The 24,603-nt window shown below is 53.7% G+C and carries 28 protein-coding genes and 1 riboswitch; of the genes, 5 read left to right on the plus strand and 23 right to left on the minus strand.

Going from position 1 to position 24,603, the window contains the following annotated elements:
- Positions 1–12: 12 nt before the first annotated feature.
- The 23 genes from ldtA to pduF all read right to left on the minus strand — a co-directional run bounded on the left by ldtA (position 13) and on the right by pduF (position 20,077).
- Positions 13–942, minus strand: coding sequence for a L,D-transpeptidase (gene ldtA / locus OGX96_RS07380; RefSeq protein WP_128612319.1), 930 nt, complete (start codon positions 940–942; stop codon positions 13–15).
- A 127-nt stretch (positions 943–1,069) separates the two neighbouring features.
- Positions 1,070–2,134 carry a nicotinate-nucleotide--dimethylbenzimidazole phosphoribosyltransferase gene (gene cobT / locus OGX96_RS07385; RefSeq protein WP_008785130.1) on the minus strand — a complete coding sequence of 355 codons (1,065 nt, stop codon included), beginning with the start codon at positions 2,132–2,134 and terminating at the stop codon, positions 1,070–1,072.
- Positions 2,135–2,158: 24 nt separating this feature from the next.
- Positions 2,159–2,902, minus strand: a complete 744-nt coding sequence (gene cobS, locus OGX96_RS07390; protein WP_286582600.1) for an adenosylcobinamide-GDP ribazoletransferase — start codon at positions 2,900–2,902, stop codon at positions 2,159–2,161.
- Positions 2,899–3,444 carry a bifunctional adenosylcobinamide kinase/adenosylcobinamide-phosphate guanylyltransferase gene (cobU, locus tag OGX96_RS07395; RefSeq protein WP_286582603.1) on the minus strand — a complete coding sequence of 182 codons (546 nt, stop codon included), beginning with the start codon at positions 3,442–3,444 and terminating at the stop codon, positions 2,899–2,901. The genes cobS and cobU overlap by 4 nt, the downstream gene beginning before the upstream one ends.
- Complete coding sequence (locus OGX96_RS07400) at positions 3,441–4,961, minus strand: cobyric acid synthase (RefSeq protein WP_125363422.1); 1,521 nt, start codon at positions 4,959–4,961, stop codon at positions 3,441–3,443. The genes cobU and OGX96_RS07400 overlap by 4 nt, the downstream gene beginning before the upstream one ends.
- A complete protein-coding gene (locus OGX96_RS07405) occupies positions 4,958–5,773 on the minus strand; it encodes an energy-coupling factor ABC transporter ATP-binding protein (protein ID WP_267439887.1) in 816 nt (271 codons plus the stop codon). The genes OGX96_RS07400 and OGX96_RS07405 overlap by 4 nt, the downstream gene beginning before the upstream one ends.
- 8 nt (positions 5,774–5,781) lie before the next feature.
- A complete protein-coding gene (locus OGX96_RS07410; RefSeq protein ID WP_008785133.1) occupies positions 5,782–6,459 on the minus strand; it encodes an energy-coupling factor ABC transporter transmembrane protein in 678 nt (225 codons plus the stop codon).
- A complete protein-coding gene (locus OGX96_RS07415) occupies positions 6,446–6,727 on the minus strand; it encodes an energy-coupling factor ABC transporter substrate-binding protein (protein ID WP_003030289.1) in 282 nt (93 codons plus the stop codon). The genes OGX96_RS07410 and OGX96_RS07415 overlap by 14 nt, the downstream gene beginning before the upstream one ends.
- Before the next feature lie 2 nt (positions 6,728–6,729).
- Positions 6,730–7,467 (minus strand): cobalt ECF transporter S component CbiM, encoded by a 738-nt coding sequence (gene cbiM, locus OGX96_RS07420; RefSeq protein ID WP_003834098.1) that lies wholly within the window; start codon positions 7,465–7,467, stop codon positions 6,730–6,732.
- Positions 7,464–8,177, minus strand: coding sequence for a cobalt-factor II C(20)-methyltransferase (locus OGX96_RS07425; protein ID WP_286582606.1), 714 nt, complete (start codon positions 8,175–8,177; stop codon positions 7,464–7,466). Before OGX96_RS07425 ends, cbiM begins: the two co-directional genes overlap by 4 nt.
- Positions 8,174–8,968, minus strand: a complete 795-nt coding sequence (gene cbiK / locus OGX96_RS07430) for a sirohydrochlorin cobaltochelatase (RefSeq protein WP_008785135.1) — start codon at positions 8,966–8,968, stop codon at positions 8,174–8,176. Before cbiK ends, OGX96_RS07425 begins: the two co-directional genes overlap by 4 nt.
- A 10-nt stretch (positions 8,969–8,978) precedes the next feature.
- Positions 8,979–9,764, minus strand: a complete 786-nt coding sequence (locus OGX96_RS07435) for a cobalt-precorrin-6A reductase (protein ID WP_048216008.1) — start codon at positions 9,762–9,764, stop codon at positions 8,979–8,981.
- Positions 9,761–10,486: a precorrin-3B C(17)-methyltransferase gene (locus OGX96_RS07440; protein ID WP_003030278.1), complete on the minus strand. Its 726-nt coding sequence runs from the start codon at positions 10,484–10,486 to the stop codon at positions 9,761–9,763. Before OGX96_RS07440 ends, OGX96_RS07435 begins: the two co-directional genes overlap by 4 nt.
- A complete protein-coding gene (gene cbiG, locus OGX96_RS07445; protein ID WP_075145992.1) occupies positions 10,486–11,541 on the minus strand; it encodes a cobalt-precorrin 5A hydrolase in 1,056 nt (351 codons plus the stop codon). The genes OGX96_RS07440 and cbiG overlap by 1 nt, the downstream gene beginning before the upstream one ends.
- Positions 11,522–12,295 (minus strand): cobalt-precorrin-4 methyltransferase, encoded by a 774-nt coding sequence (locus tag OGX96_RS07450; RefSeq protein ID WP_003030275.1) that lies wholly within the window; start codon positions 12,293–12,295, stop codon positions 11,522–11,524. Before OGX96_RS07450 ends, cbiG begins: the two co-directional genes overlap by 20 nt.
- A complete protein-coding gene (locus OGX96_RS07455; RefSeq protein ID WP_008785138.1) occupies positions 12,288–12,857 on the minus strand; it encodes a decarboxylating cobalt-precorrin-6B (C(15))-methyltransferase in 570 nt (189 codons plus the stop codon). The genes OGX96_RS07450 and OGX96_RS07455 overlap by 8 nt, the downstream gene beginning before the upstream one ends.
- The gene (locus tag OGX96_RS07460) at positions 12,847–13,452 is read right to left on the minus strand and encodes a cobalt-precorrin-7 (C(5))-methyltransferase (protein ID WP_008785139.1); all 606 of its coding nucleotides are present in this window, start codon (positions 13,450–13,452) and stop codon (positions 12,847–12,849) included. The genes OGX96_RS07455 and OGX96_RS07460 overlap by 11 nt, the downstream gene beginning before the upstream one ends.
- Positions 13,446–14,582 carry a cobalt-precorrin-5B (C(1))-methyltransferase CbiD gene (cbiD, locus tag OGX96_RS07465; RefSeq protein WP_032943892.1) on the minus strand — a complete coding sequence of 379 codons (1,137 nt, stop codon included), beginning with the start codon at positions 14,580–14,582 and terminating at the stop codon, positions 13,446–13,448. The genes OGX96_RS07460 and cbiD overlap by 7 nt, the downstream gene beginning before the upstream one ends.
- On the minus strand, positions 14,579–15,211 hold the full coding sequence (locus OGX96_RS07470; protein ID WP_008785140.1) for a cobalt-precorrin-8 methylmutase: 633 nt from the start codon (positions 15,209–15,211) through the stop codon (positions 14,579–14,581). The genes cbiD and OGX96_RS07470 overlap by 4 nt, the downstream gene beginning before the upstream one ends.
- Positions 15,212–15,221: 10 nt before the next feature.
- A complete protein-coding gene (gene cbiB / locus OGX96_RS07475) occupies positions 15,222–16,181 on the minus strand; it encodes an adenosylcobinamide-phosphate synthase CbiB (RefSeq protein WP_286582610.1) in 960 nt (319 codons plus the stop codon).
- The gene (locus OGX96_RS07480) at positions 16,178–17,557 is read right to left on the minus strand and encodes a cobyrinic acid a,c-diamide synthase CobB (RefSeq protein ID WP_198801601.1); all 1,380 of its coding nucleotides are present in this window, start codon (positions 17,555–17,557) and stop codon (positions 16,178–16,180) included. Before OGX96_RS07480 ends, cbiB begins: the two co-directional genes overlap by 4 nt.
- 88 nt (positions 17,558–17,645) lie before the next feature.
- A riboswitch (cobalamin riboswitch) is annotated at positions 17,646–17,820 on the minus strand.
- A 332-nt stretch (positions 17,821–18,152) separates the two neighbouring features.
- A complete protein-coding gene (pocR, locus tag OGX96_RS07485; RefSeq protein ID WP_003834122.1) occupies positions 18,153–19,064 on the minus strand; it encodes a transcriptional regulator PocR in 912 nt (303 codons plus the stop codon).
- A 203-nt stretch (positions 19,065–19,267) separates the two neighbouring features.
- Positions 19,268–20,077, minus strand: coding sequence for a propanediol diffusion facilitator PduF (pduF, locus tag OGX96_RS07490; RefSeq protein WP_003030258.1), 810 nt, complete (start codon positions 20,075–20,077; stop codon positions 19,268–19,270).
- A 525-nt stretch (positions 20,078–20,602) separates the two neighbouring features.
- Between pduF and pduA the strand changes: the two genes are divergently transcribed.
- Genes pduA through pduE form a run of 5 tightly spaced genes read left to right on the plus strand, consistent with a single transcriptional unit; the run spans position 20,603 to position 24,597 of the window.
- Positions 20,603–20,884, plus strand: a complete 282-nt coding sequence (gene pduA, locus OGX96_RS07495) for a propanediol utilization microcompartment protein PduA (protein ID WP_003030255.1) — start codon at positions 20,603–20,605, stop codon at positions 20,882–20,884.
- Positions 20,884–21,696 carry a propanediol utilization microcompartment protein PduB gene (gene pduB / locus OGX96_RS07500; RefSeq protein ID WP_003834129.1) on the plus strand — a complete coding sequence of 271 codons (813 nt, stop codon included), beginning with the start codon at positions 20,884–20,886 and terminating at the stop codon, positions 21,694–21,696. The genes pduA and pduB overlap by 1 nt, the downstream gene beginning before the upstream one ends.
- An 18-nt stretch (positions 21,697–21,714) precedes the next feature.
- Positions 21,715–23,379, plus strand: coding sequence for a propanediol dehydratase large subunit PduC (gene pduC, locus OGX96_RS07505; protein ID WP_003030249.1), 1,665 nt, complete (start codon positions 21,715–21,717; stop codon positions 23,377–23,379).
- Positions 23,380–23,389: 10 nt separating this feature from the next.
- A complete protein-coding gene (gene pduD, locus OGX96_RS07510; protein ID WP_003834131.1) occupies positions 23,390–24,064 on the plus strand; it encodes a propanediol dehydratase medium subunit PduD in 675 nt (224 codons plus the stop codon).
- Between the two features lie 14 nt (positions 24,065–24,078).
- The gene (gene pduE, locus OGX96_RS07515) at positions 24,079–24,597 is read left to right on the plus strand and encodes a propanediol dehydratase small subunit PduE (protein WP_003030243.1); all 519 of its coding nucleotides are present in this window, start codon (positions 24,079–24,081) and stop codon (positions 24,595–24,597) included.
- Positions 24,598–24,603: the final 6 nt, after the last annotated feature.

A 24,603-nucleotide genomic window follows, 5' to 3' on the forward strand; every position in this document is an offset into this window, starting at 1 on the left:
TCGCCCTGAAAATTAATAATGCTTCTGTACCAGGCTGATGTTCACCGGCATACCGGAACGTCTTTCCAACGCCTGGCTCCCGCGGCTCACATCCACGTCATTCCCGCTGATAAAGGTGCGCAAAGCGGGAGTGACTGGCAAAGGCACCTTTCTGTCAGACTCGTATTCCGAACGGTTTCGTGACAGCGGCTCATGTACTTCCACCCAGCGACTACCGTCCGGCTCTTCGCTGTATTTCACCGGTCGGTCAATTAATTGTACACGCGTCCCTACAGGCACCGTATCAAACAGGTACTTGATGTCGTCATTCCGCAAACGGATGCACCCCTGACTTACCCGCAGACCAATACCGAAATTGGCATTTGTCCCGTGAATGGCATAAAGCCTGCCAATATAAATTGCATACAGGCCCATCGGATTTTCTGGTCCGGCAGGAACAAAAGCCGGCAAGCTTTCACCACGAGCGGCGTATTCACGTCGGGTATTTGGCGTCGGCGTCCAGCTTGGTGCTTCCTGCTTACGTTCGACCGCCGTCACCCAGTTACGCGGCGTTTCTCTACCCGCCTGACCAATGCCAATGGGTAAAACCTCAACCGTATTGCTGCCAGCAGGATAATAGTAAAGCCGCATCTCGGCGACGTTGATGACAATCCCCTCACGCACGGTATCCGGAAGTATCAGTTGCTGTGGCACAACCAGCGTTGAACCCGATTTAGGCAGAAAAACATCGACGCCCGGATTGGCTTCAAGCATATTGCTCAACCCCTGCCCGTACTGAGCGGCAAATGCCTCCAGCGGCTTGGTGTTTCCTGGTGGAACCGTAATAGTCAAAGTGCTACCCACCAGGCGACTACCCTCTGGCGGCAGCGGATAACTCACCGCCTGCGCTCCCTGACTCGCAAGCAGCATAATGAGTGAACAAAGCAGTTTTACACGACGCATCTTTTTCCTTTCCTTCGTCGCAACAGATATCCGTTAAGTATAGCTTTTATTATCTGTTTTAGTGGGTTACGACATATTTGCGCATAAAAAAACCTCGCCATCAGGCGAGGTTCAGGTTGAGCGGTAACTACGCTTCCTTACCATCCGGAAGCACGATGTTACTGGCGGCTAACTGCCCCATATTTTTGTACATCGCACAAGCAGCTTCAATAATCGGCATCGCCAACGCGGCCCCACTGCCTTCACCTAAACGCATCCCCATATTCAGATAAGGATCCAATTCAAGATGCGCCAGCGCGGTGCGGGCGCCCTTCTCAGCGGAGAAGTGTGACGGGATCAAGTAAGGTTTAATCTGCGGTGCAATCTGGCTGGCCGCCAACGCAGCAGAATACGAAAGAAAACCGTCCAGCACCACAGGCAGACCACAGGAGGCCGCCCCCAGCATCACCCCCGCCATACCGACAAGATCAAACCCGCCAACCTTAGCCAGCACATCGACACCGTCATGGCGATCCGGTTGATTGACGGCAATTGCCCGGCGCACAACGTCTACCTTATTCCCCACCCGAGAAAGAGGAAGGTTAGCGCCAATACCCACGACTTCCTCAGCATCACTGCCGGTCAGCACGCTGACAATGGCCGCCGCAGGTGTGGTATTTGCCATACCAAGCTCCCCGACGCCAAACAGCGTTACGCCGTCTTTTGCCAGTTCATGGGTATAGCGGATGACTTCCAGCAACAGCTCCTCGGCCTGCGAACGGCTCATTGCCGGGCCTTCGGCTATATTGCCGCAGCCGCGTGCCACACGCATATTTACCACACCGGGAATAGGTTCAGCATCAATCCCAACATCTATCACATGAACCTTCGCCCCCGCCTGAGCGGCCAGAACGCAGACGCCGGTCGTTCCACGCGTCATATTGGCAGCCTGTATAGCCGTAACAACTTTAGGCGAAACGGCAACCCCTTCATCCCACACGCCGTGATCGGCGCACATCACCAGCATCGCTTTGCCGTTCACATGCGGCACACCCTTCAGGCCAGGCATCCCGGCCAATTGTACGGCGAGAGATTCGAGTCGCCCTAAACTTCCCGGCGGCTTAAGCAAGCCGTCGATATGCTGCTGTGCACGTAGCATCGCGGCACTGTCGGGTGATGGGATCGTGCGGAGTAAAGAGGTTAAAGTCTGCATAAGGGTTCCAGTATGTGGGCTGACTCAGAGCAGAGCCAGCAAGAAAATCAACTCGCCAAGTTCAATGGCAGCGCCCAGCGTATCGCCGGTTTGCCCACCCAACGTGCGTTTTAATAACTGCCCAAGAATAAAAATCGCCACTATTGTGACAACCAGCGCTGCCACGCCGCGCATGCCGGGAAGTAGCACGGCGGCAAGGATCGCCGCTAATCCCAACGTAACGCAGGTTTGACGCCCGGTGACTTTGCCAATAAAAACGTTGCCCAGCCCTTCTTCGCGGGCATAGCGATGCCGATACATCAGCAACACCGCCGTTCCTCGCCCGGCGACACATGCAGTTGCCAGCGCGGCCAGCATTGGCGTGCCACGCAAAGCCAGTTCACTCACCACCAGCACCTTCGCCAGTAAAACGAAAATTAACGCCAGTCCACCGTGGGTGCCCAGACGACTGTCGCGCATGATTTCCAGCATCCGCTCGCGTCGGCGCGCCGAAAAAATGCCGTCACAGGTATCCGCCAGACCATCCAGATGAAATCCCCCGGTCAGCAATGCCAGTGTCAACACCGCAAAAAGGGCCGCCAACGGAATACCGCACCAGGGCTGGAGCGCCATAAAGACCAGCCCCGTCAGCCCTCCCAACACGACGCCAATCAGGGGAAACATTACAATACCGCGGGAATAGTGCTCGAAATCCAGTCCTTGCGACCAGCGAGCAGGAACGGGCAAGCGACTGATAAAAGAGAGCATTGCCCAGAACAACTTACTCATTTAATTTTGACTCCAATTCCTGATACCACCAGCCAGACCTCATCCGCTGCCGCCGCCAGTCGCTGGTTCACGCGTCCTGCAATATCACGAAAATGCCGCGCCAGACGGTTCTCCGGCACAATCCCCATTCCCACTTCGTTAGTGACCAACACGATCTTTGCCGGGCAGCGCTGACAGGCTGCGATCAGCGAACGGATTTCACCTTCGATAGACTGCTCCATCGCCGCGTAATCCCAGCTGTCCGGATCGCTTTCACCGCCCAGCTCAAACAGCAAGTTGGTCACCATCGTGGTGATGCATTCCAGCAGAATGGCTTCATGAGGATCGTTCGCGGCCGTGATCAGTTCATCAAGATGTTGCCAACGTTCGGCTGTCCGCCAGTGCGCAGGACGTCCATCGCGATGATGCTGAATTCGCGCAGCCATCTCCTCATCAAAAATCTGCGAAGTCGCAATATACAAAACGTTTGGGGAATCAGCGATCAGCGCTTCCGCATGCCGACTCTTACCGCTTCGCGCGCCACCAGTAACCAGAATCATCATACTGGCTCCCGGTGTTGCTGCATGATGGTATAAATTTTTTCAATATCGATGTGTTGCCGCATCGCATCCGCCAGCAGATCAAACTGCTGCGATTTATATTGCGCGTAATGGAAGGTGGAATCCAGCGGAGCTAACCCTTTACGTTCTCGCAGGCCATTGACCAACGCACGGGTGAAATCATCGCTGTCGAAAAGACCGTGAAGATAAGTGCCGAACGCCAGACCATCCGGAGTAACCGCGCCGTCAACAACGCTGCCGCCGTCTTTGTGCAGCGTCATCACCGACCGGCATTCATCAGTTAATGCTGTTTCGCCCATATGAATTTCATAACCGCGAACGGATAACCCCGCTGTGCCCGCCAGCCAGTCAGGCAGCGATGAAGACATTTGTCCCTCAACCAGGGTCGTGGTTTTGTGCTGGGCAAAATGGGTGACTGTATTGAGTAAGCCCAGACCCGGCAGCGTACCGAGGCCCGACTCTACTTCATCAATGATGGTGTCGCCGAGCATTTGATAGCCGCCACAAATCCCAACCACCGGTACGTTATTACGATGTAATTGCACGACGCCATGCGCCATCCCGCTTTCACGCAGCCATACCAGATCGCCAAGGGTATTTTTGCTGCCCGGCAAAATCACCAGATCGGCCCCCGCCAGCTCTTCAGGCTGGCGAACATAGCGCACGCGCACATCCGGCTGCGCAGCAAGCGCATTGAAATCAGTAAAGTTAGAAATGTGCGGTATTTGAACAACGGCGATATCAATGTCGCGTTTGTCAGTGCGCAAATACTTACCCTTTTGCAGCGCAACGCCGTCTTCATCTTCCAGATCAACATCCAGCCATGGCATCACGCCCAGTACCGGAACGCCGGTCAGCGCTTCAATTTGCTCGATACCGGAGTGCAGCAGCGTCACATCACCGCGAAACTTGTTGATGATCACCCCTTTTACCCGTGCGCGTTCGTGATCGTGCAGCAGCGCCAGCGTGCCGTAAATGGAGGCGAACACCCCGCCACGATCGATATCCGCCACCAAAACGACAGGGCACTGCGCCATCTCGGCCATACCCATATTGACGATATCGCGATCGCGCAGGTTAATCTCTGCCGGGCTCCCCGCTCCTTCCAGCACCAGCACATCGAACTCCTGCGCCAGGCTGTTATAAACTGACAGGATCTGTTCCCGCAGACGTGGCTTGTACTCGTGGTAACTCACCGCGTCCATATCGGTTGCCACTTTACCCATCAGCACTACCTGCGCTTTTCGATCGCTGGTCGGTTTAAGCAACACCGGGTTCATACGCACATCTGGCGTAATGCCTGCGGCTTCGGCCTGAAAAATTTGCGCGCGGCCCATTTCTTTTCCCTCTGGCGTAATGCCAGAGTTCAGCGCCATGTTCTGCGATTTGAACGGCGCGGTATGCAGTCCATCCTGATAAAAAATACGACACAGCCCGGCGACCAATACGCTTTTACCCACATCAGATGCCGTTCCCTGCAACATTATTGCCTGCGTCATGACGCCTCCTTCAGTGCGTTCTCTCGCATACAGCTAAAAAATTCAGCCTCTGTTTTACACAGCGGGAAGCCCAACTCTGTATGCAGCTTCACCAGCCAGGGCTGAGTTAATCCCGCTTGTTCAATAAGATCCGTACGGGCGAAAACCTCGCCTGGCGTACCGTGCGTGAGCACTTCGCCCCGGCGTAAAACGTACACCGCATCGCTGACTTCATAGATAAGATCGATATCATGGCTGGAAATTACGACGTGGTTTCCTTGCGCAACGATGCGTTTGATTATCTCAATCATCTGCGTGCGGCCTGACGGGTCGAGGCCCGCAGTAGGTTCATCCAGCAGCAGATACTGCGCCTGCAACACCAACGCCCCGGCAATCGCTACGCGTTTTTTTTGCCCATGGCTTAAACACTGAATGGGCTGATGGCGAAAATGCTGGGCGTCGACCAGCGTAAGCGCATCTTCCACGCGCCGAGCGATTTCAGCTTCATCCACCCCAAGATTGCGCAGGCTAAAGGCGATATCGCTGTCAATATCGGTATAAAAGATTTGCTGATCGGGGTCCTGAAATACCGTTGCCACCTGTTGACGCAGCGCCAGCAGGCCGCGCTTGCTGTAATCCAGCGGTTTGCCCTGCCACATCACCGCGCCTTGCTGTGGGCGCAGTAAACCGCTCAGGTTCATGAACAGCGTGGATTTCCCGCAGCCATTAGCGCCTACCAGTCCGGTGACGGCATGCGTCGAAAAATCCAGCGTTAGCCCTTTGAGGATCGGGTCATCCTGATAGCGAAACCAAAGCGCTGAGGTGGCAAGCATACTTTTCCTTACAGGTGAAAATCACCCTGATACAGTTTGATATCCAGTGTGGTGGTCATTTGCTGGTAGCGGATCAACACGCGGGTGAACAGCAATCCCACCAGCATTGCCAGAGAGCGGTAGCCCAACGGCAAGCTACGATAACCAAAACGCAGCGTTTGTGCGCGATGAATAGCCAGCGCCTCGTCTAACAGGATAAAAATAAACCGCCAGGTCAGCAGGATCTGCTCAGTTAGCAGGCGAGGAACATGCGCGCGTTTGAGTAAGATAATTAATTGCGGAAACGGCAGATTCAGCACCAGCCAGAAAGTTGCCGCCAACGCGGCAAGGCTGCGCCAGAAGGTTTCATTGGCGGTTACCACACCTGGTGCACTGATCCCCAACCAGTAACTTCCCACAGGTATGCTGGCCAACAGCGTCTGTGGATCGCGGCTGATGCTAAACAAAATGGTCACCACGCCAACCGTGAGAAAACCAAACGGTAATGCCATCCAACGGCACCAGCGCCAGAAGGAAATACGCAGCAGCCAGCAGCTCAGCGCGGCAATAAGTAAAAGCTCAATACCCTGCCCCAATGGGGGCAGAGTAAACGCCAGAATCATCATCACCAGCCAGAGCAGAAATTTCCGCACCGGCGAGACATGAACCCAACGGCTTTGATAGCTAAGCCTGTCAAGCCCGGTCATCACGGCGTTGCCTGCCCTTGGTGTAACCCAGGATATAGAAAATCACAGCTGCGCCCAGCGATCCCTGGAGTGTAAACAGCAGACTTTCAATTTCACCGCTTGCGGGTTCATACAACGGTTGGAACCAGGGCTCATAATGCGGGGCAATAGCCTGAATCTGGCTTTCTGCCTCACCATCTGAACCGCCGTACTCCCCACCGTGGTTGATAAAGAACGGCAGGATCACCAGCGCCACTACCATGCCCAATATAATCAGCGTCTTTTTCATCGTTAATGCCCTTGTGCGGTTATCAACTGGCGTTTGGTTAGCTGATCGTAAATCAGCACGGTAAGTAACCCTTCCGCAATCGCAATTGGGATCTGCGTCAGGCAGAAAATCCCCATGAACTTAATGATTGAGCCGGTAGCGCCAGCAGAGGGATCCGGGAACGCAACGCCCAGCTGTACAGAAGTCACAAAATAGGTGACGAGATCCGCCAGCATCGCACACAGGAAGACGCAGACATCACGACGCAGCCCTGCACGGCAGGCCATTTTCCACACCATGTAACCCACTACCGGGCCAATTACCGCCATCGACATGCCGTTCGCGCCGAGCGTTGTCAAACCACCGTGTGCCAGCAGCAGAGCCTGGAACAGCAGGACAATCGCACCAAGGATGGCTACCACGCCCGGTCCAAACAGGATAACCGCCAGGCCTACACCGGTAGGATGTGAGCAGCTTCCAGTAACGGAAGGAATTTTCAGCGCCGACAGCACAAAAATAAAAGCGCCACACAGGGCCAGCAAAACCTTCTGGTGGTTATCCTCCTGCACGATTTGGCGCAGACGTACCAGTCCGTACCACAGGCAGGGTAAAAACAGCAGCCACCAGGCCAGCGCCCACATCGGCGGCAAGAAACCTTCCATAATGTGCATGGCGAACGCTTGTTCAGGAACAATCATCAGTAATAGCGCCGCAGCCAACCCGCTGAAAGACAGCTGTTTTAGCTGTTGTTCAAGCTTCATTGTGCATACTCCCACTGTTTATTGACCAGAATGGTCGAGAAATAAGGCAGCGGCTGATCGTCGCTCACCTCATCGAGATGACGCCAGCACTGTTCACCTGGCAGCGTGGCTTCAGACATCATTAATGCACAGTCCAACAAACCCTCTTGTTGTAGCAGCGCTTTGATACGTGCAAAACGACCGTACACTTTCATCAACACCAGACTGTCATGCTGTTTTAACGCTTGCTGGATTTCCACTTCCGGCGCGGTACAGGAGACCACCGCCAGTGACTGCTGCTCCATAGCGAGCGGCGTTTTGGAACGCGCGGCAATCGCGGCGAAAGACGTGACGCCAGGAACGATTTCCAGCCAGTCAGGACAACCAATACGCTGAAGTAAAAAGACCCAGGTGCTGAACAGCATCGCATCGCCGAGAGTGATAAACCCCACCTGCTTACCGGCCTCGACTTCCTGAACCATCGCGGCAGCAACTTCATCCCAGACGGCCTCTTTTTCAGCGCTATCAGCACTCATAGGAAAATGGCAGCAGCGGACTTCGGTCTGTTCACCGATATACTCACGTACAATCGACAATGCCAGACTGTCGCCGCCTTTACGCCCGGCAGGCGCATAGAGAATATCCAGCGCGCCCAGCGTACGTGCGGCACGCACGGTAATCAAGTCGGAAGCACCTGGCCCGGTGCTCAGTGCATACAGTTTTCCGCTCATGCTGCTTCCTCCAGCGCCACATTAAGCGCCTGCTGTAAATGTGCCACGAACATGGCGCGAACCGCTGGGTTCTCACCCAGACCACTAAGCCACGGCGTAGCCGGTATCCCTGCTGCATTGAACAACGTTTTCCAGGAATCATCTTCGTCGGAGGCCATATCGTTGATGGCATGGTCGCCAGCGACTAACATCAGCGGCATCAGATGCACCGCCGTCACCCCTTCCTGAGATAAACTTTCAATCAGCACATCCACTTCCGGATAGCTTTCCACCGCCCCAACCCGCGCGGGAAAGCGCTGCGCCGTCATCATGTGGTCGAGACAGGCATAGGCGGCAAAAGCATGGTGGCTGGCGCCGTGTCCCATAAAGACCACTTTTTCACTTTCGCCAAGCGCCGGCATCTGCTGTTGCAGCGCCAGCATCAACTGTGCGTAATCTTCATGGCTGCTCAGCAGCGGTACGCCGAGCGTCAGGCGTGAAAACAGCGGACGCATACTTTGCACTTCGCGGACAATTTTTTCGTATTCGTCACCATTAATAATGTGCAGCGACTGAATAGCCACATCCTGATACCCCTGCTCCGCCAGTTTTTGCAGCGCCTGCAGCGGCGTGTCGATTTCAATACCGTCTCGCTGCTTGAGCTTGCGGATTATCATCCCGGAGGTAAACGCCCGGAACAGGTCGCGGTCAGGGCAGCTAGCTGCGAGATCGCGCTCACAGGCCACAATATTTTTCTCGCAGGTGTCGTGATAGCTGGTGCCAAAGCTGACCACCAGAAGCGCCTTTTTCATCTCAAACTCCTTAAGCAGTGGCCAGCCAGCGCGTTAAACGCGCCCCAAAGGCGGCCTGACTTTCCAGTAACTCTTCTCCCGTCACCAACGGTGCCGGACGTGTAATCACGATGCAGGGGATTCCGGCATCCAGACAGGGTTGAACCTTTTCCTGATAGCCACCTTCAGCGCCAGATGCTTTGGTGATCACCACATCAGCCTGGCACTGGCGATAAAACGCAGCGTTGAACTCGGCGCTAAACGGTCCGCACAGTGCGAAGATTTCACCGACGCCAAATCCCAGATCCGCGCATTGCTGAATGACCTCAGGAACAGGCAGAACGCGCGCCAGCAGCGTTTTTTCAGGCAACCCTTCGCGCCAGATAGCCAGATCTTTACTGCCGGTCGTCAGCAGCACACGATCGCCGAAGCGTCGCGCCACCTCACAGGCTTGCGGAATGCTTTGTACGGTATACAGGTGCGGGTGAGTTAAACCACTCAACTGCTCAGGGCGCTGGTAGCGGCTCAGCAGTACGCCCGCCGCTTCGCAGGCGCTCATGATGTTGCGGCTCACCACCTCGGCGTACGGATGCGAGGCATCGATCACCCAGCGCGTCCGATTTTCCTGTAGCCAGGCAATCATTTGTTCGCGCTCCAGACGCCCGCAGCGCACCTGGCCTTTGATGTCTCCCGCCAGTTGTTTCCCTGTTGGGGTTGCAACTGACAGGGTGTAGGCCACGTTTGCCGCATCCAGTTGCTGGCACAGCATGCGCGCATCGCTCGTACCGCCCATGACCAGCACATCACCGTAATTCACAGCACATAACCTCGTGGCGTGATCATCAGGCCGTCCTGAACATAGGTTGTTTTGTTACCCACGATCACAAGGCTGGTCATATCAACCGGTTCGAAATCCATTTCACCGAGCGTGGTTAACCATTTTTCCTGCTTTTTACGTCCGGCAGACTTCACAATACCAACCGGCGTTTGTGCGCTTTTGCTGGCGGAAAGCAGCTCAAATGCGCGCGCCAGATGACCTTCGCGACCCCGACTGCGCGGGTTGTAGAAACAGATAACAAAGTCTGCCTCACCGGCGGCAACGATGCGTTTTTCGATAACCGGCCATGGCGTTAACAGATCGCTTAAGCTGATGTGGCAGAAGTCGTGCATCAGCGGCGCGCCCAGCAAAGAGGCCGCGGCAATACTAGCGGTCATGCCAGGTATTAGCCTGACCTCAACATCCAGCTTTTGCTTGCTGACCAGTTCAAGCACCAGCCCGGCCATACCGTAAATCCCCGCGTCACCGCTACTGATCAGCGCCACGTTGTGACCCGCCTGTGCCAGTTCGATCGCCGCCTGGCAGCGTTCAATCTCTTTGCACATTCCGGTTTTGATCACCTGCTTGTCACCCGTGAACGCTTTTACCAGATGGGTGTAGGTTTTATAGCCAACGATGATTTCCGCTGCCTGCAGTGCTTCAACGGCTTCCATGGTCATCATTGCCTGCGAGCCAGGGCCAATTCCAATTACGCTTAACATCAGTGTGAAACTCCCAAAGTGATAGTGACGCCCTGTTCTCGCAGGGTCTCGCCTAACAGTTTTCCGTGGCTCAACAGCCAGGCTGCAGGACCGGAAACGCTTCCTGTACCCACCGTTTTGCGAACAAACGATGAGGCTGGAAAACGGTGCTCATGCTCACGCAGCGCGTCAGCAGTAAAGGTTTCGAAAGGAACGCGGCAGCACGAAGCCAGTTGGATAAGTCCCTGTTCATCTTTTTTCAGCGTGATGCTGCCAATCGCTTTTAGCGCCAACGGATCGAGCTGTTGAGCTTCAAGTTGCCGGGCAAGCAGCGCAGCCAGCAGAGGGAACGGCGTATCACGGCGACAGCCAATTCCGGCCACAACCCGCTGTGGCACCAACTTCCAGTGCGGAACAGGCAGGTCAGGTAAATTGGTGCGTAAGGTGATGCACACCAACGCATCCAGTTCAGGGAGCTGGTTGAGATCGGTAACCGTGATAAACCCGCGCCGGTCGCAATGGCTGACATCCTGCGTCAGTTCGTCATCCCACCACAAACCAACCCGCTTATTGCTGACCAGCATCTGGTTCACGATCTTCACCGCCGAACGGAAATCACTCATCCGGGCATTCAGTTGAAATGCCAGCGTATCCAGTGCCGCCATATCGTTCACATCCGTCGCGGTAGTGATAACCGGGTCAGCGCCCAACATGCCCGCCAGATAACGCGCCAACGCATTGGCACCGCCCGCGTGACCGGAGAGCAGGCTGATGACATGCTGGGCACGTTCATCAATGACCACCACCGCCGGATCGCAAAACTTGTCGTTGACCAGCGGGGCCAGTACGCGCACCGCAATACCGGTCGCACCGATAAAAATCAGCGCCGAGTAATTCGCAAACGCTTCGCGGGCGGTATTCGCAAAGCCGTTTTCAAAGGGAATAAACCCCTCCTCCAGCAGCTTTTCACTGGTAAAACAGGTAACCGGCAGCATGGCTGCCAGACGTTTCGCCAGCACAACGCCGCCAGGAGTCAGGCAAAAAAGCGCAATTGACTCAGGCTTTACGGTATTCATGGCTAAAGTCCGCCGCATAGAGTTTGGAGTAGTGATACTCCGAGCCCAGGAAATTACCGACCAGAATAAGGGCCGTTTTACGGATCCCCGCATCGCGAACCTTGTCGCCAATATCCGCCAGGGTCCCGCGCACGGTCTGACTTTCCGGCCAGGTCGCTTTATAGATCACCGCCACGGGCGTGGTCGCCGGATAGCCGCCTTCAATCAGACGCTCAGCCACCCGATGAATACGCTGGACGGAAAGATAAATCGCCATTGATGTCTGGTGGCTGGCAAAAGACTCCAGCTGTTCACGCTCTGGTACCGGGGTGCGGCCTTCCAGGCGCGTAATGATCAGGCTCTGTGAAACTTCGGGCACGGTATACTCAACGCCCAGCTCCGCCGCCGCGCCGAGGAACGCGCTGACGCCGGGCACCACCTGCCAGTCAATCCCGCGTTTGGTCAGCTCCTCACCCTGCTCGCGTACGGAACCGTACAACGAGACATCGCCGGTTTGCAGGCGCACAACGGTCTTGCCCGCTTTCACTCCGGCTTCCATCAGATCAAGGATCTGCTCCAGATGCAGTTCAGCACTGTCGTGACATTCAGCACCGGCAGGGCAATACTCCAGCAATTCAGTGTTAATCAGCGATCCGGCGTAGATAACAACCTGCGCCTGCTGCAGCAACCGGTAACCTTTGAGGGTAATCAGCTCGCGATCGCCAGGACCTGCGCCAACAAACCACACGCTACGGGGATCAAAAATCTCAGACATGGTTTCCTTCCTTCTGACAGGCGATAACAAATACGGGGTTATTCGGTTTAAAATAGTGACCATTGCCAAGCGTGGTAAGCGAGGAAACCTGTAGCTGCAGGCAATCCACTCCCTGTACGCCAAGATGATCCAGATGTGCCAGCGCGGTGTTGAGGTTTTCCTGGAGGATAAACGTCATCACCAAACGCCCTGCGGGATGCAATTGGCGCATCGACCAGTCAATCAGCTCGGTCAGATGGCCGCCGCTGCCGCCCATAAAAATGGCATCGGCTTTTTCAGCGATGGTCATGGGAGCAACGCCGGGAAAAATATCGATATTTGCGCAGGCAAAATGCTGGCGGTTTTCATCCAGCAACCTGAGTGCCGCCGGGTTACGTTCGATGGCCGTTACACGTAATCCGGGATATTGCAACGCGGCTTCTATCGACACGCTGCCGGTTCCGGCACCAATATCAATCAGGTGACTGGCGCGGTGTAATTCAAGTTTTGAGAGGGCAAGTGCGCGTACCGCTTCTTTGGTCATCGGCACTTTCTCTCCACGCAGAAACAGCTCATCTTTCATCAAGGATCACCACTGCATTCATGTCATAGTCAGCGTTAACTTCACGCACAGGCAGGAAATGGATCTGTTCGTTTTCCATCGCCAGGTTTTCGCCAATCACCATCCAGCGATGCCCCTTGCCTCGGGCAATGAGCTGCTGCGCGATTTCACGCGGGCCACACAGCGCATCAGTCACCATCGCCACCTTGTTATGTCGCGCCAGCTCATCAAAACAGACGCTGCGGCCATGGCTACTGGTCAGCCACATATCGTTCATATCAATACCGGACTGCGCGCACAGGTACTGCACCGCACTAATGCCGGGAATAATCCGCACATTCTCAATACCAAAATGCGCCACCATGCGCGTCCCGATGCCGTAAAACAGGGGATCGCCAGACGCCAGTACCACAACGTGCTTCTCCTGGTGCGCGCTAATCCAGCTCAGGAGTTCCGGGATATTGGCGCCAAGAGCAAACTGTTCACCGGTAAAATCCGGGAATTGCTGCAAATGCCGCTTTCCACCGACCAGAACATCCGCCGTCGCGACCGCTTCTCGTGCCGCAGGCGTCATCAAATGCAAACCGGCGGGGCCCATCCCTACAACGGTTAACATTGCATCTCCTCAGCAATCTCTGCGACCGGCCGATTACTTCCAAGAACCTGATTATCAAAAGAAAACATAATGGCATCGCAGGTCGGGGGATTTTTGGTAAAGCGCAATGTTTGCAGGACACGCATACAAATGCGCTGAGCCAGATGGTCATAAATGTGCTGGAAACCGTACGCCTCGATATGTTCCATCGCCGCTTCGGTGGTATCGCACTCGCTGACCAACGTCAGCAGTTCCAGCGGTGCGCCAAGTAGCGCGAGGTGAGCCACCAGCGTTTCCATGCGGGCATCGGCAATATGGCTATGGGTATGGAAGATCCCCGCCGCGATTTTGACGAGCTTGCCTGGATGCCCCACCAGTACTATTTGCCGGAACCCCAGACGTACGGCTTCTTCAATCATGTAGCCGACAAAGTTGCTCATGGTGACCACAACCTGGGTATCGATACCCATCTGCTCGCGCACAAAACGCTCGCCGTGGTTTCCCGGCACCAGTACAACACGCTCCAGCCCTGCCGCCCGCTTAATTTCCAGCTCAAGCGACAGTGAACGCTTCCAGCTCTCTTCCGACATCGGCGTGACAATACCCGTGGTGCCGATAATCGAAATGCCGCCAAGAATGCCAAGGCGAGAGTTGTAGGTTTTTTGTGCCCGTTCTTCGCCTTCTGGCGCGAAGATTTCAATCTGCGCCCCACGATTTGGGCCAATCGCTTCGCGGACAGCTGATTCAATGGTCTGGCGAGGTGTACGGTTAATCGCCGAACTGCCCACCGGCAGGCCAATCCCCTTGCGGGTTACCGTACCGACCCCTTCACCGCCCTGTAAGGCAATCACGCCACTATCGTCTAACGTCACGCGGGCAAAAATCAGCATGCCGTGGGTGGCGTCCACATCATCTCCACCGTCTTTGCGGATGGCCGCTATTGCCTGCTGCCCTTCGATATGCGGTGACTCCACGTTCAGGCACAGCGTCACCCCGGAAGGCGTCACGATGGAAACCTGATGGATGAGGTGTTGGCGCAATACCATCAACGCGGCAACTTTTGCTGCCGCCGTGGCGCACGATCCCGTGGTATATCCTTTACGCAGCGCTTTACCGTTGTGCCACACCGGCGTATCGAAGGCCTCGCTCATCGCGCCCCCTGCATGTGATAAAGCATGGCGTTGACGATAGCGGCGGCGACATTGCTTCCCCCTTTGCGGCCTAACGCTGCAATGGCGGGCAAATTGCTTTGGGTCAGGGCATCTTTCGACTCTTCAGCACCAACGAACCCGACCGGTACACCCACCACACCGCTGACGGCAACATCATGCTCAAGCAGGCGGAACAGCGCAGTCGGCGCGTTGCCAAAGACAAACAGCTTTTCCCCCTCTTCCTTCACCGCAATGTCGACTGCCGCCATGGACCGGGTAATACCCTGCTCTTTTGCCGTACGCACAACCCGCGGGTCGCTGATGTAGCAGCGGCATTCACCGCCGAATTTTGCCAGCAGCGTTTTATTGATCCCGGAAAGCGCCATCGTGGTGTCGGTGTAAATCACGCTCGAACGGCTAAGCGCCGCACAAAACTGCTCCAGCACATCACTGGAAAACCACAGAATGTCCAGCCAGTCGAAATCTGCCGTCGTGTGAATAACCCGCTTGATAATGGCTTCATGTAACGGACTGGCAAACTGATAGTCCGGACGGGTTTCACGGATGATCTCGCCAATAATGTCGAAACTTTTGGCTTCAATCGCCTGGGGTTGCTGGATGTATTGCATTATGTTGTCCTCAGGCTACACCGACCCACAGCCACCGCAGCGCAATAAACAGCGCCAGTGCCAGCGTCGATGCCACCCACATCAGTCGAATCGTATGGGAAATGTCGTCTACCGAAATGTCGCGTTGAGCATCACCGATCCACGGTTTCTCAACGCGCTCGCCAAAGTAGTCATTAGGACCACCCAGCCGAATGCCTAATGCCCCGGCTACGGATGCCTCTGACCACGCACAGTTTGGGCTGCTGTGGTTGTAGCGATCGCGCCAGCCGATCTGTAAAGCTCGCGAGCCGTCTTTACGGCATAAAAATGCCGCCACACCCAGCAGCAGCCAGCTCAGTCTTGCAGGAATAAAGTTCGCGACATCGTCCAGACGCGCGCTGACCATACCAATAGCGCGGTATTTTTCATGTTTGTAGCCCACCATGGAGTCAAGGGTGTTTACCGCTTTGTAGGCCATCGCCAGGGGCGCACCGCCGAGGAGGAGAAAGAACAACGGCGCGATAATGCCGTCTACGGTGTTTTCAGCCACGGTTTCCACCACCGCGCGATTGATCTGCTGCGGTTGCAGCTGTGAGGTATCACGCCCCACAATCCATGACAATTTCTCCCGACTCTGAGCAAGGTCACCGGCACGTAGAGGACGTTCGACATCCTGCGCGGCTTTTGCCAGGCAGCGCCCGGCCAGCACGGTAAAGATCATCCATACCTCTACCCCCCAACCCAACCAGGGATGAATAGATTCTGCCAGTGCCTGCACGCCCCAGGACACAGCCCAGGTCAGACCAACCACCACAATCCACATCACCGCGCCGCCAATGCGCAGCGCACGGTCGCTATGGCAATAACGCCGAATAACTCGCTGCACGGCAGAAATCAGATTGCCAATCCAGCGCACCGGATGTGGCCAGTTCTGCGGATCGCCGATGATAAAATCAAGCAGCCAGGCAACACACCACGCAAGGATCGTCATAGCGCACTCCTCGCGGCTGCCAGCCAATGGTTAAGCATCTGCGGACGTTGAGCAAAATGAACGTGTAGATAGCTGGCAAAGGTGTTTCCTACCTGCCAGCCGCCGGACCAGGCTTGCAGCGTTTTACCATCGCGCACTTTGCGACAGTTCATCACCGCTGGCGTTTCAGGGGTAAAATCGGAGTAGTGGAATTCATGTCCTCGCAGCACTTCGCCTTCTGCAGCTAACAATGTTTGCTGCGCGGCCTGCGCTTCGCAGTAGCCAAATCGGGTCAGACGTTTCCCCATTTTGCTGTGGCCGGGAATGATATCCGCCATCAGCCAGGTATCGCCGTTGCTGTCCTCAAGCGAACTGCCGAGATACATCAGCCCCCCGCACTCTGCATAAATCGCGACGCCACGTTGATGTGCCTCTCGCAGTTGATTCAGCATCGAGACATTGCGAGCCAGCGCCGCAGCGTGTAGCTCTGGATATCCGCCACCTAACCAGATCATCTGACAGTCCGGTAAACAGGTGTCGTGCAACGGGCTAAAACGAACAATATTTAGTCCCGTACGTTCCAGCAGCGTAATGTTATCCGGATAGTAGAAGTTGAAGGCTTCATCATCGGCAATGGCAACCGTTAGCCCTGCTCCGGCGTCTGCGGCAGGAAGCGCGGGCCATTCGCCAGCAGGAAGATTGGTTGACTGGCTTAATGTCAGAAGCGCGTCGATATCAAGGGTTTGCTCCAGTGTCGTGGCAAAAGCCTGCCACGGTTGCTGATTGATAACCGACTCACGTGCGGTTACTAAACCCAGATGACGTTCGGGAAGGGCAACGCCCTCCATACGGGGTACGTAGCCCAAGACGGGTATATCGCAGTAACGTTCGATTGCGACTTTCAGTAACTGGTAATGCGTTTCGCTGTTAACCCGATTAACAATAACGCCGGCGATGTTCAGGGTGGGATCAAAATGCTGAAAACCCATTATCGTTGCGGCGATTGAAGTGGAAACGGCTTTGCCATCAACCAGTAAGATGACCGGACAGCCTAACTGTTTAGCCATCGCGGCGGTGCTGCAGTAGTTTGGATCGGTACCATAGCCGTCATACAGCCCCATCACACCTTCAATAACGGCGATATCCGCATGTTGCATCTGCTCGTTGAATAGAGCGTTCAGCGTGGGGACGGGAAGCATGAAGCTATCAAGATTGCGGGAAGCGGTACCGCATACCGCTGTATGCCAGCCGGTATCAAGGTAATCAGGACCCACTTTGCAAGGTTGGACGCGCAAACCGCGTTTTTTCAACAAGCTCAACAAGCCCAGCGTCACCGTGGTTTTACCACAGCCGCTTCCGGTACCTGCAAGAACAAATGCGTGAAAATTGGCCGCCATACCCTGATCCTGTTCAGGGTGGTAGGGGTGTAGAGATACCCAGTCTCTCGACTGTATGCATCTGAACCACCCACTTCCCACCGAAGTTGTTGGTAGTCACTGACAGGCAGGTCTTCTGGCTTAGCGTCATCCTCACCCGTCCTTCCCAATCTTGCGATCAGTGGTCCATACGGGGTCGTCAGCATCACAGCAGCGGGGGCTGCGGGGGATTCTCACCCCCTTCCCTACCACAAATGTGGCAAACCTGTCAGTTCAAGAGCCTGGTTAATTAAGCTCTCTGTTATGAGGTAAATTCACGACCTCATGACAATAATTCAATTTAATATCTTTCCGAGTTCATTCAGCCAATTTTCTGGCCTTAACCCACTTATTCATACGTTCACTTTTTGAATGAAAGTATCAGCTAAGAATAAAGAAAGTCATTCACACAGACACTGTATCTCATCACAAAAATAAAAACTGGTGCAGTTTATCCCTCTAATACCATTATTTTGTTGCGCTATGACAATTTATTGACTGCTGTTGTCACATTTCATTTTATAATGACTAACATAGCGCCCGATATCAAAAATCGGCAATAGCAAAATATTGCTATTTAAGCGGATTCACCGCGTGAAATGACATTTATTTGCTGGCGAAATGCCTGCGGCGTAACCTGATAGGTCTGGCGGAAAACTTTGCAAAAATAACTTGTTTGCGAAAAGCCTAAATTACGCGCAATGCTGGCTATGCTCCAGTCACTGTGACAAAGCAGCTCTTTGGCACTGGCCATTCTTTGCTGGTTTACCCATGCGTTAAAACCAATACCCTGATATTTTTTGAACAATTTGCTGAAATAGTACGGGCTAAGGAAAACATGAGAGGCAACATCTTCCAGACGTAGATCGTCTGATAAATGTGCATCAATATAGCGCAGGGCTTTTTTCATTTTACTGTCATGAGGGTTGGTACTACGGTTAGCGCGTACCGGCTCTGACTGCTGCGGGTTATCTTTGATAACAACAAAATTAAGTTGTTTCTTAAGGCAATTTTCGACGATGAGCTTGAGTAAATCCGCTGAAGCAATGACGCGAGAATAGTCCATTTCAGGTACATTACGGAACTCGTTTACCAGCTCTGGATCGGCTTGCCAGCGGTCATCGACGTTCAGAATATCAACGAGGCCTACATCGTTACTTAAGCGTACTTGTCCACAAAGCACGAACCCTACCAGGTGTCCCGCGATGACCAGCGGAATTGAGAAATCGGTAAGCCCGGCATGGCAGCGATAAATGCAGGGTTGATCGGATTTAGAGGCTTCCAACCCTCCACAGCGGTCGCTCATACGACAACGCGTACTATGCTGAGGATGCTGGCGCATCAACTGGCAAAAAGGAGTGAAATTAAAAAGCTCAGAAATTTCATCACCGTGAATATTGACAACCACAACAGCCAGACTGGTGGCCTGTGCAAAATCCTGTGCGATTTTATTAATGAGTTCTGAGTTCAGGGCACTCGCAGAAATCATGATAAAACCTCTCAGTTAATTTATTGTTATAAATAAAACATATTATTCACACATTCATTTTCATCTCGCGATCCAGCGATCTGATGAAAGTCAGCATTGAACATAACAAAAGTCTCCCATTGTTGGGAGACTTTTTAAGCCGTTCAGGAAACCGGATCACGAAAACAGTTTTTACCTTTCAATAATAAACATCTTTCGTGAAGCTAGCTCTCGTTTTCCTCCAACTTACACGAATTACACGGTAAATTTTTGCCAATAAAATAACGATAAATTGCTGCGCCCGCACAGGCGCCGATGATGGGTGCCACAATCGGCACGATGAAATAAGGGATATCGCGCCCCCCGGTCATCGCAACATCACCCCACCCGGCCATCCAGGCAAACAATTTAGGACCAAAGTCACGTGCCGGGTTCATCGCAAAGCCGGTAAGTGGACCGGTTGATGCGCCGATAACAGCAACCAGAATACCAATCAGCAGTGGTGCTAACGGGCCTTTGGGAACACCGTTACCGTCGTCCGTTAGCGCCATAATCATCCCCATCAGAATGGAGGTAATCACCACTTCGACCAGTGCGGCCTGCCAGACACTCAGTGCGGCGGCAGGATACGTACTAAAAATGCTGGCAAGTTGCAGGCTTTCCAGACTACCGCGTACCATTTGATGGGCTGATTCATACTCAATAAATAAGCTGCCGTACAACAAATAGGCCAGCATAGCGCCACCAAAGGCCCCCGCTATCTGAGCGACAGAATAAGGTAGTACCTTACGACCCGGAAAACAGGCAAACAACCAAAGTGCGATGGTAATAGCGGGGTTGAGATGGGCCCCAGAAATCCCGGCTGTCAGGTAAACTGCAAGCGAGATCCCCAAACCCCATATGATGCAGATCTCCCACAATCCCAAACTGGCACCCGCGACCTTCAGGGCGCTCAGGCACCCAATACCAAAAAACAAAAATAGTCCGGTACCCAAAAACTCAGCAATACATTGCGCTCTTAGTGAATCGTTCATTGTGACACCTTCTAAGCAGAGTTCGTGTCTTTACCAGCGGACTCCTTGCTGGCAGGAAGATTACTTCAAGGCTTACTATAAAAATCTGTATCGGCAAATTGTTGGCAATCTGCAAGCGACATGCCCTTAAAAATCGTGTTGTGATAGCAAATTCTTGCTATCACCTTTATTAAAGCAGGCGGTAAAACGAGGATTTACCCTATTAAAAGTACATTTTCAAAATAATAAAATATTGCGAAAAGCAGAATTCTATTTTCAAACGATCATCACAATTTCATTTTTCTCGCATAGCAAATGATATTTAAACTGTCACTCGGAAAAGTGTAAATATGGAATTAACATAACCAAATAATCACATTACTTAAACTAAAAATAACCAACAAAAACAAATTGTTATGATGACATATAGCAATTTTATCTCACCATAACCCCACTATTTTTTCACTCTTACTTTCAACTCAGCCATTCTTTTTCCTCGCTTCTTTTTATAGTCATGAAAATCGGGACAACCCAGGCGAGGTCTTTATGCAACAAGAAGCGTTAGGAATGGTAGAAACCAAAGGCTTAACTGCAGCCATAGAGGCCGCAGATGCAATGGTGAAGTCAGCCAATGTAATGCTGGTCGGCTACGAAAAAATTGGTTCGGGGCTAGTAACAGTCATTGTCCGTGGCGATGTCGGCGCAGTCAAAGCAGCAACAGATGCAGGTGCCGCCGCAGCCCGTAATGTGGGAGAAGTGAAAGCCGTACACGTCATCCCACGCCCGCATACCGATGTAGAAAAAATCTTACCGAAGGGAATTAGCTAATGAGCAGCAATGAGCTGGTTGAACAGATCATGGCGCAGGTGATTGCTCGCGTGGCAACGCCGGAACAGCAGGCTATCCCTGAAAATAATCCTCCAACACGAGAAACGGCTATGGCAGAGAAAAGCTGCAGTTTAACGGAGTTTGTCGGTACCGCGATTGGCGACACCGTCGGTCTGGTAATCGCCAACGTAGACAGCGCCCTACTGGACGCGATGAAACTTGAAAAACGGTATCGCTCCATTGGCATCCTTGGCGCCCGTACTGGCGCAGGCCCGCACATCATGGCCGCCGATGAAGCGGTAAAAGCCACCAATACTGAAGTCGTCAGTATTGAGTTACCACGTGATACCAAAGGCGGCGCAGGTCATGGTTCGCTGATTATTCTTGGCGGCAACGATGTTTCCGACGTGAAACGCGGCATTGAAGTCGCACTGAAAGAACTGGATCGCACCTTTGGCGATGTTTATGCCAACGAAGCCGGTCACATCGAAATGCAGTACACCGCACGCGCCAGCTACGCGCTGGAAAAAGCCTTTGGCGCACCGATTGGCCGTGCCTGTGGCGTTATCGTCGGCGCGCCAGCATCCGTTGGTGTCCTGATGGCCGATACGGCCCTGAAATCCGCCAACGTGGAAGTTGTGGCCTACAGCTCCCCTGCCCATGGCACCAGCTTCAGTAACGAAGCCATTCTGGTTATTTCGGGTGACTCTGGCGCTGTTCGTCAGGCCGTTATCTCCGCCCGTGAAATCGGTAAAACCGTACTCGGGACCCTCGGCTCAGAGCCGAAAAACGATCGTCCGTCCTACATCTGATATCAGTGAGGCTGATTCATGAGATCGAAAAGATTTGAAGCACTGGCGAAGCGCCCTGTGAATCAGGATGGTTTCGTTAAGGAGTGGATCGAAGAAGGCTTCATTGCGATGGAAAGCCCGAACGACCCCAAACCGTCGATTAAAATCGTCAACGGTACAGTCACTGAACTGGACGGTAAATCCGCCAGTGAATTTGACTTAATCGACCATTTCATTGCCCGCTATGGCATTAACCTGGCGCGCGCTGAAGAGGTCATGGCGATGGACTCGGTCAAACTGGCCAATATGCTTTGCGACCCTAACGTGAAGCGCAAAGACATTGTGCCGCTGACCACCGCAATGACGCCGGCAAAAATTGTCGAAGTAGTGTCCCATATGAACGTCGTTGAGATGATGATGGCGATGCAGAAAATGCGTGCTCGTCGTACACCCTCTCAACAAGCGCACGTCACTAACGTCAAAGATAACCCGGTGCAGATTGCCGCTGATGCCGCTGAAGGCGCATGGCGCGGGTTTGACGAACAGGAAACAACCGTTGCCGTTGCACGTTATGCGCCATTTAACGCCATTGCGCTGTTAGTCGGCTCACAGGTTGGACGCCCGGGCGTATTAACCCAGTGCTCGCTGGAAGAAGCTACCGAACTTAAACTCGGCATGCTAGGCCACACCTGCTACGCGGAAACCATCTCCGTCTATGGTACTGAACCCGTCTTTACCGACGGCGATGACACGCCATGGTCGAAAGGCTTCCTCGCCTCGTCCTACGCATCCCGTGGTCTGAAAATGCGCTTTACCTCCGGCTCTGGCTCTGAAGTTCAGATGGGTTACGCCGAAGGCAAATCAATGCTTTATCTGGAAGCCCGCTGCATTTACATCACCAAAGCTGCGGGCGTACAGGGCCTGCAAAACGGTTCAGTAAGCTGCATCGGTGTCCCTTCCGCCGTGCCGTCAGGCATTCGTGCAGTGTTGGCTGAAAACCTGATTTGTTCCTCTCTGGATCTGGAATGCGCCTCCAGCAACGACCAAACCTTTACCCACTCGGATATGCGTCGTACTGCGCGTCTGCTGATGCAGTTCCTGCCGGGTACTGACTTCATTTCTTCTGGTTATTCCGCGGTGCCGAACTACGACAACATGTTTGCGGGTTCGAACGAGGATGCTGAAGATTTTGACGACTACAACGTTCTTCAGCGCGACCTGAAAGTAGACGGTGGTCTGCGCCCGGTTCGGGAAGAAGACGTTATCGCCATTCGTAACAAAGCGGCACGTGCGCTGCAGGCCGTCTTTGCCGGGATGGGATTACCACCAATCACTGATGAAGAAGTGGAAGCTGCGACCTACGCCCACGGTTCGAAAGATATGCCGGAACGTAACATCGTTGAAGACATCAAGTTTGCACAAGAGATCATCAATAAAAACCGTAACGGTCTGGAAGTGGTGAAAGCCCTTGCTCAGGGCGGATTTACCGATGTCGCTCAGGACATGCTCAATATCCAGAAAGCCAAGTTAACCGGGGATTACCTGCATACCTCCGCCATTATCGTTGGCGACGGACAGGTGCTATCCGCCGTCAATGATGTTAACGACTATGCCGGTCCGGCAACAGGTTATCGCCTGCAGGGCGAACGCTGGGAAGAAATCAAAAACATCCCTGGCGCACTTGATCCCAACGAGCTTGGCTAAGGGGTGAAAAATGGAAATTAATGAAAAACTGCTGCGCCAGATAATTGAAGATGTGTTGTCTGAAATGCAGACCAGCGACAAACCCGTCTCTTTCCGCGCATCTACAGCGGCAAGCGCACCTCAGGCTGCGGCGACACAGGGAGACAGCTTTCTGACCGAGATTGGTGAAGCCAAACAAGGCCAGCAACAGGACGAAGTGATTATTGCCGTAGGGCCGGCGTTCGGGCTCTCGCAAACCGTCAATATCGTAGGGATCCCGCATAAGAATATCTTGCGCGAAGTGATTGCCGGTATTGAAGAAGAAGGCATTAAAGCGCGCGTTATCCGCTGCTTTAAATCCTCCGATGTGGCGTTTGTCGCCGTTGAGGGGAACCGTCTGAGCGGTTCCGGGATCTCTATCGGCATCCAGTCAAAAGGTACCACGGTTATCCACCAGCAGGGGTTACCGCCGCTTTCAAACCTGGAGCTGTTCCCTCAGGCACCGCTTCTGACGCTGGAAACCTATCGTCAGATCGGTAAAAACGCCGCGCGTTATGCCAAGCGTGAATCTCCGCAACCGGTCCCTACTCTGAATGACCAGATGGCCCGTCCTAAGTACCAGGCGAAATCGGCCATTCTGCACATTAAAGAGACCAAATACGTTGTGACAGGCAAAAACCCGCAGGAACTGCGCGTGGCGCTTTGATAAAGGATACCTCCATGAATACCGACGCAATTGAATCGATGGTTCGGGATGTGTTGAGCCGGATGAACAGCCTGCAAGGCGAGTCTGCGACTCCACCCGCGGCGAGTTCATCAGCACATACCGCGAAAGTCACGGATTACCCTCTCGCGAATAAACATCCTGAGTGGGTAAAAACTGCGACCAACAAAACGCTGGACGACTTCACGCTTGAAAATGTTCTGAGCAACAAAGTGACCGCGCAGGACATGCGCATCACCCCTGAAACACTGCGCCTGCAGGCGGAAATCGCCAAAGATGCCGGACGTGACAGGCTGGCGATGAACTTCGAGCGTGCAGCCGAGCTAACCGCTGTTCCTGACGATCGCATTCTTGAGATCTACAACGCGCTGCGCCCGTACCGCTCAACAAAAGATGAGCTGATGGCTATCGCCGACGATCTCGAAAATCGTTATCAGGCAAAAATCTGCGCAGCTTTCGTTCGTGAAGCGGCAGCGCTGTACGTTGAGCGTAAAAAACTCAAAGGCGACGACTAACTCAGG

Origin of the sequence: Citrobacter sp. Cpo100 (genome assembly GCF_030332595.1) — a bacterium.
In the GTDB taxonomy this organism is placed as follows: Bacteria; Pseudomonadota; Gammaproteobacteria; order Enterobacterales; family Enterobacteriaceae; genus Citrobacter; species Citrobacter portucalensis.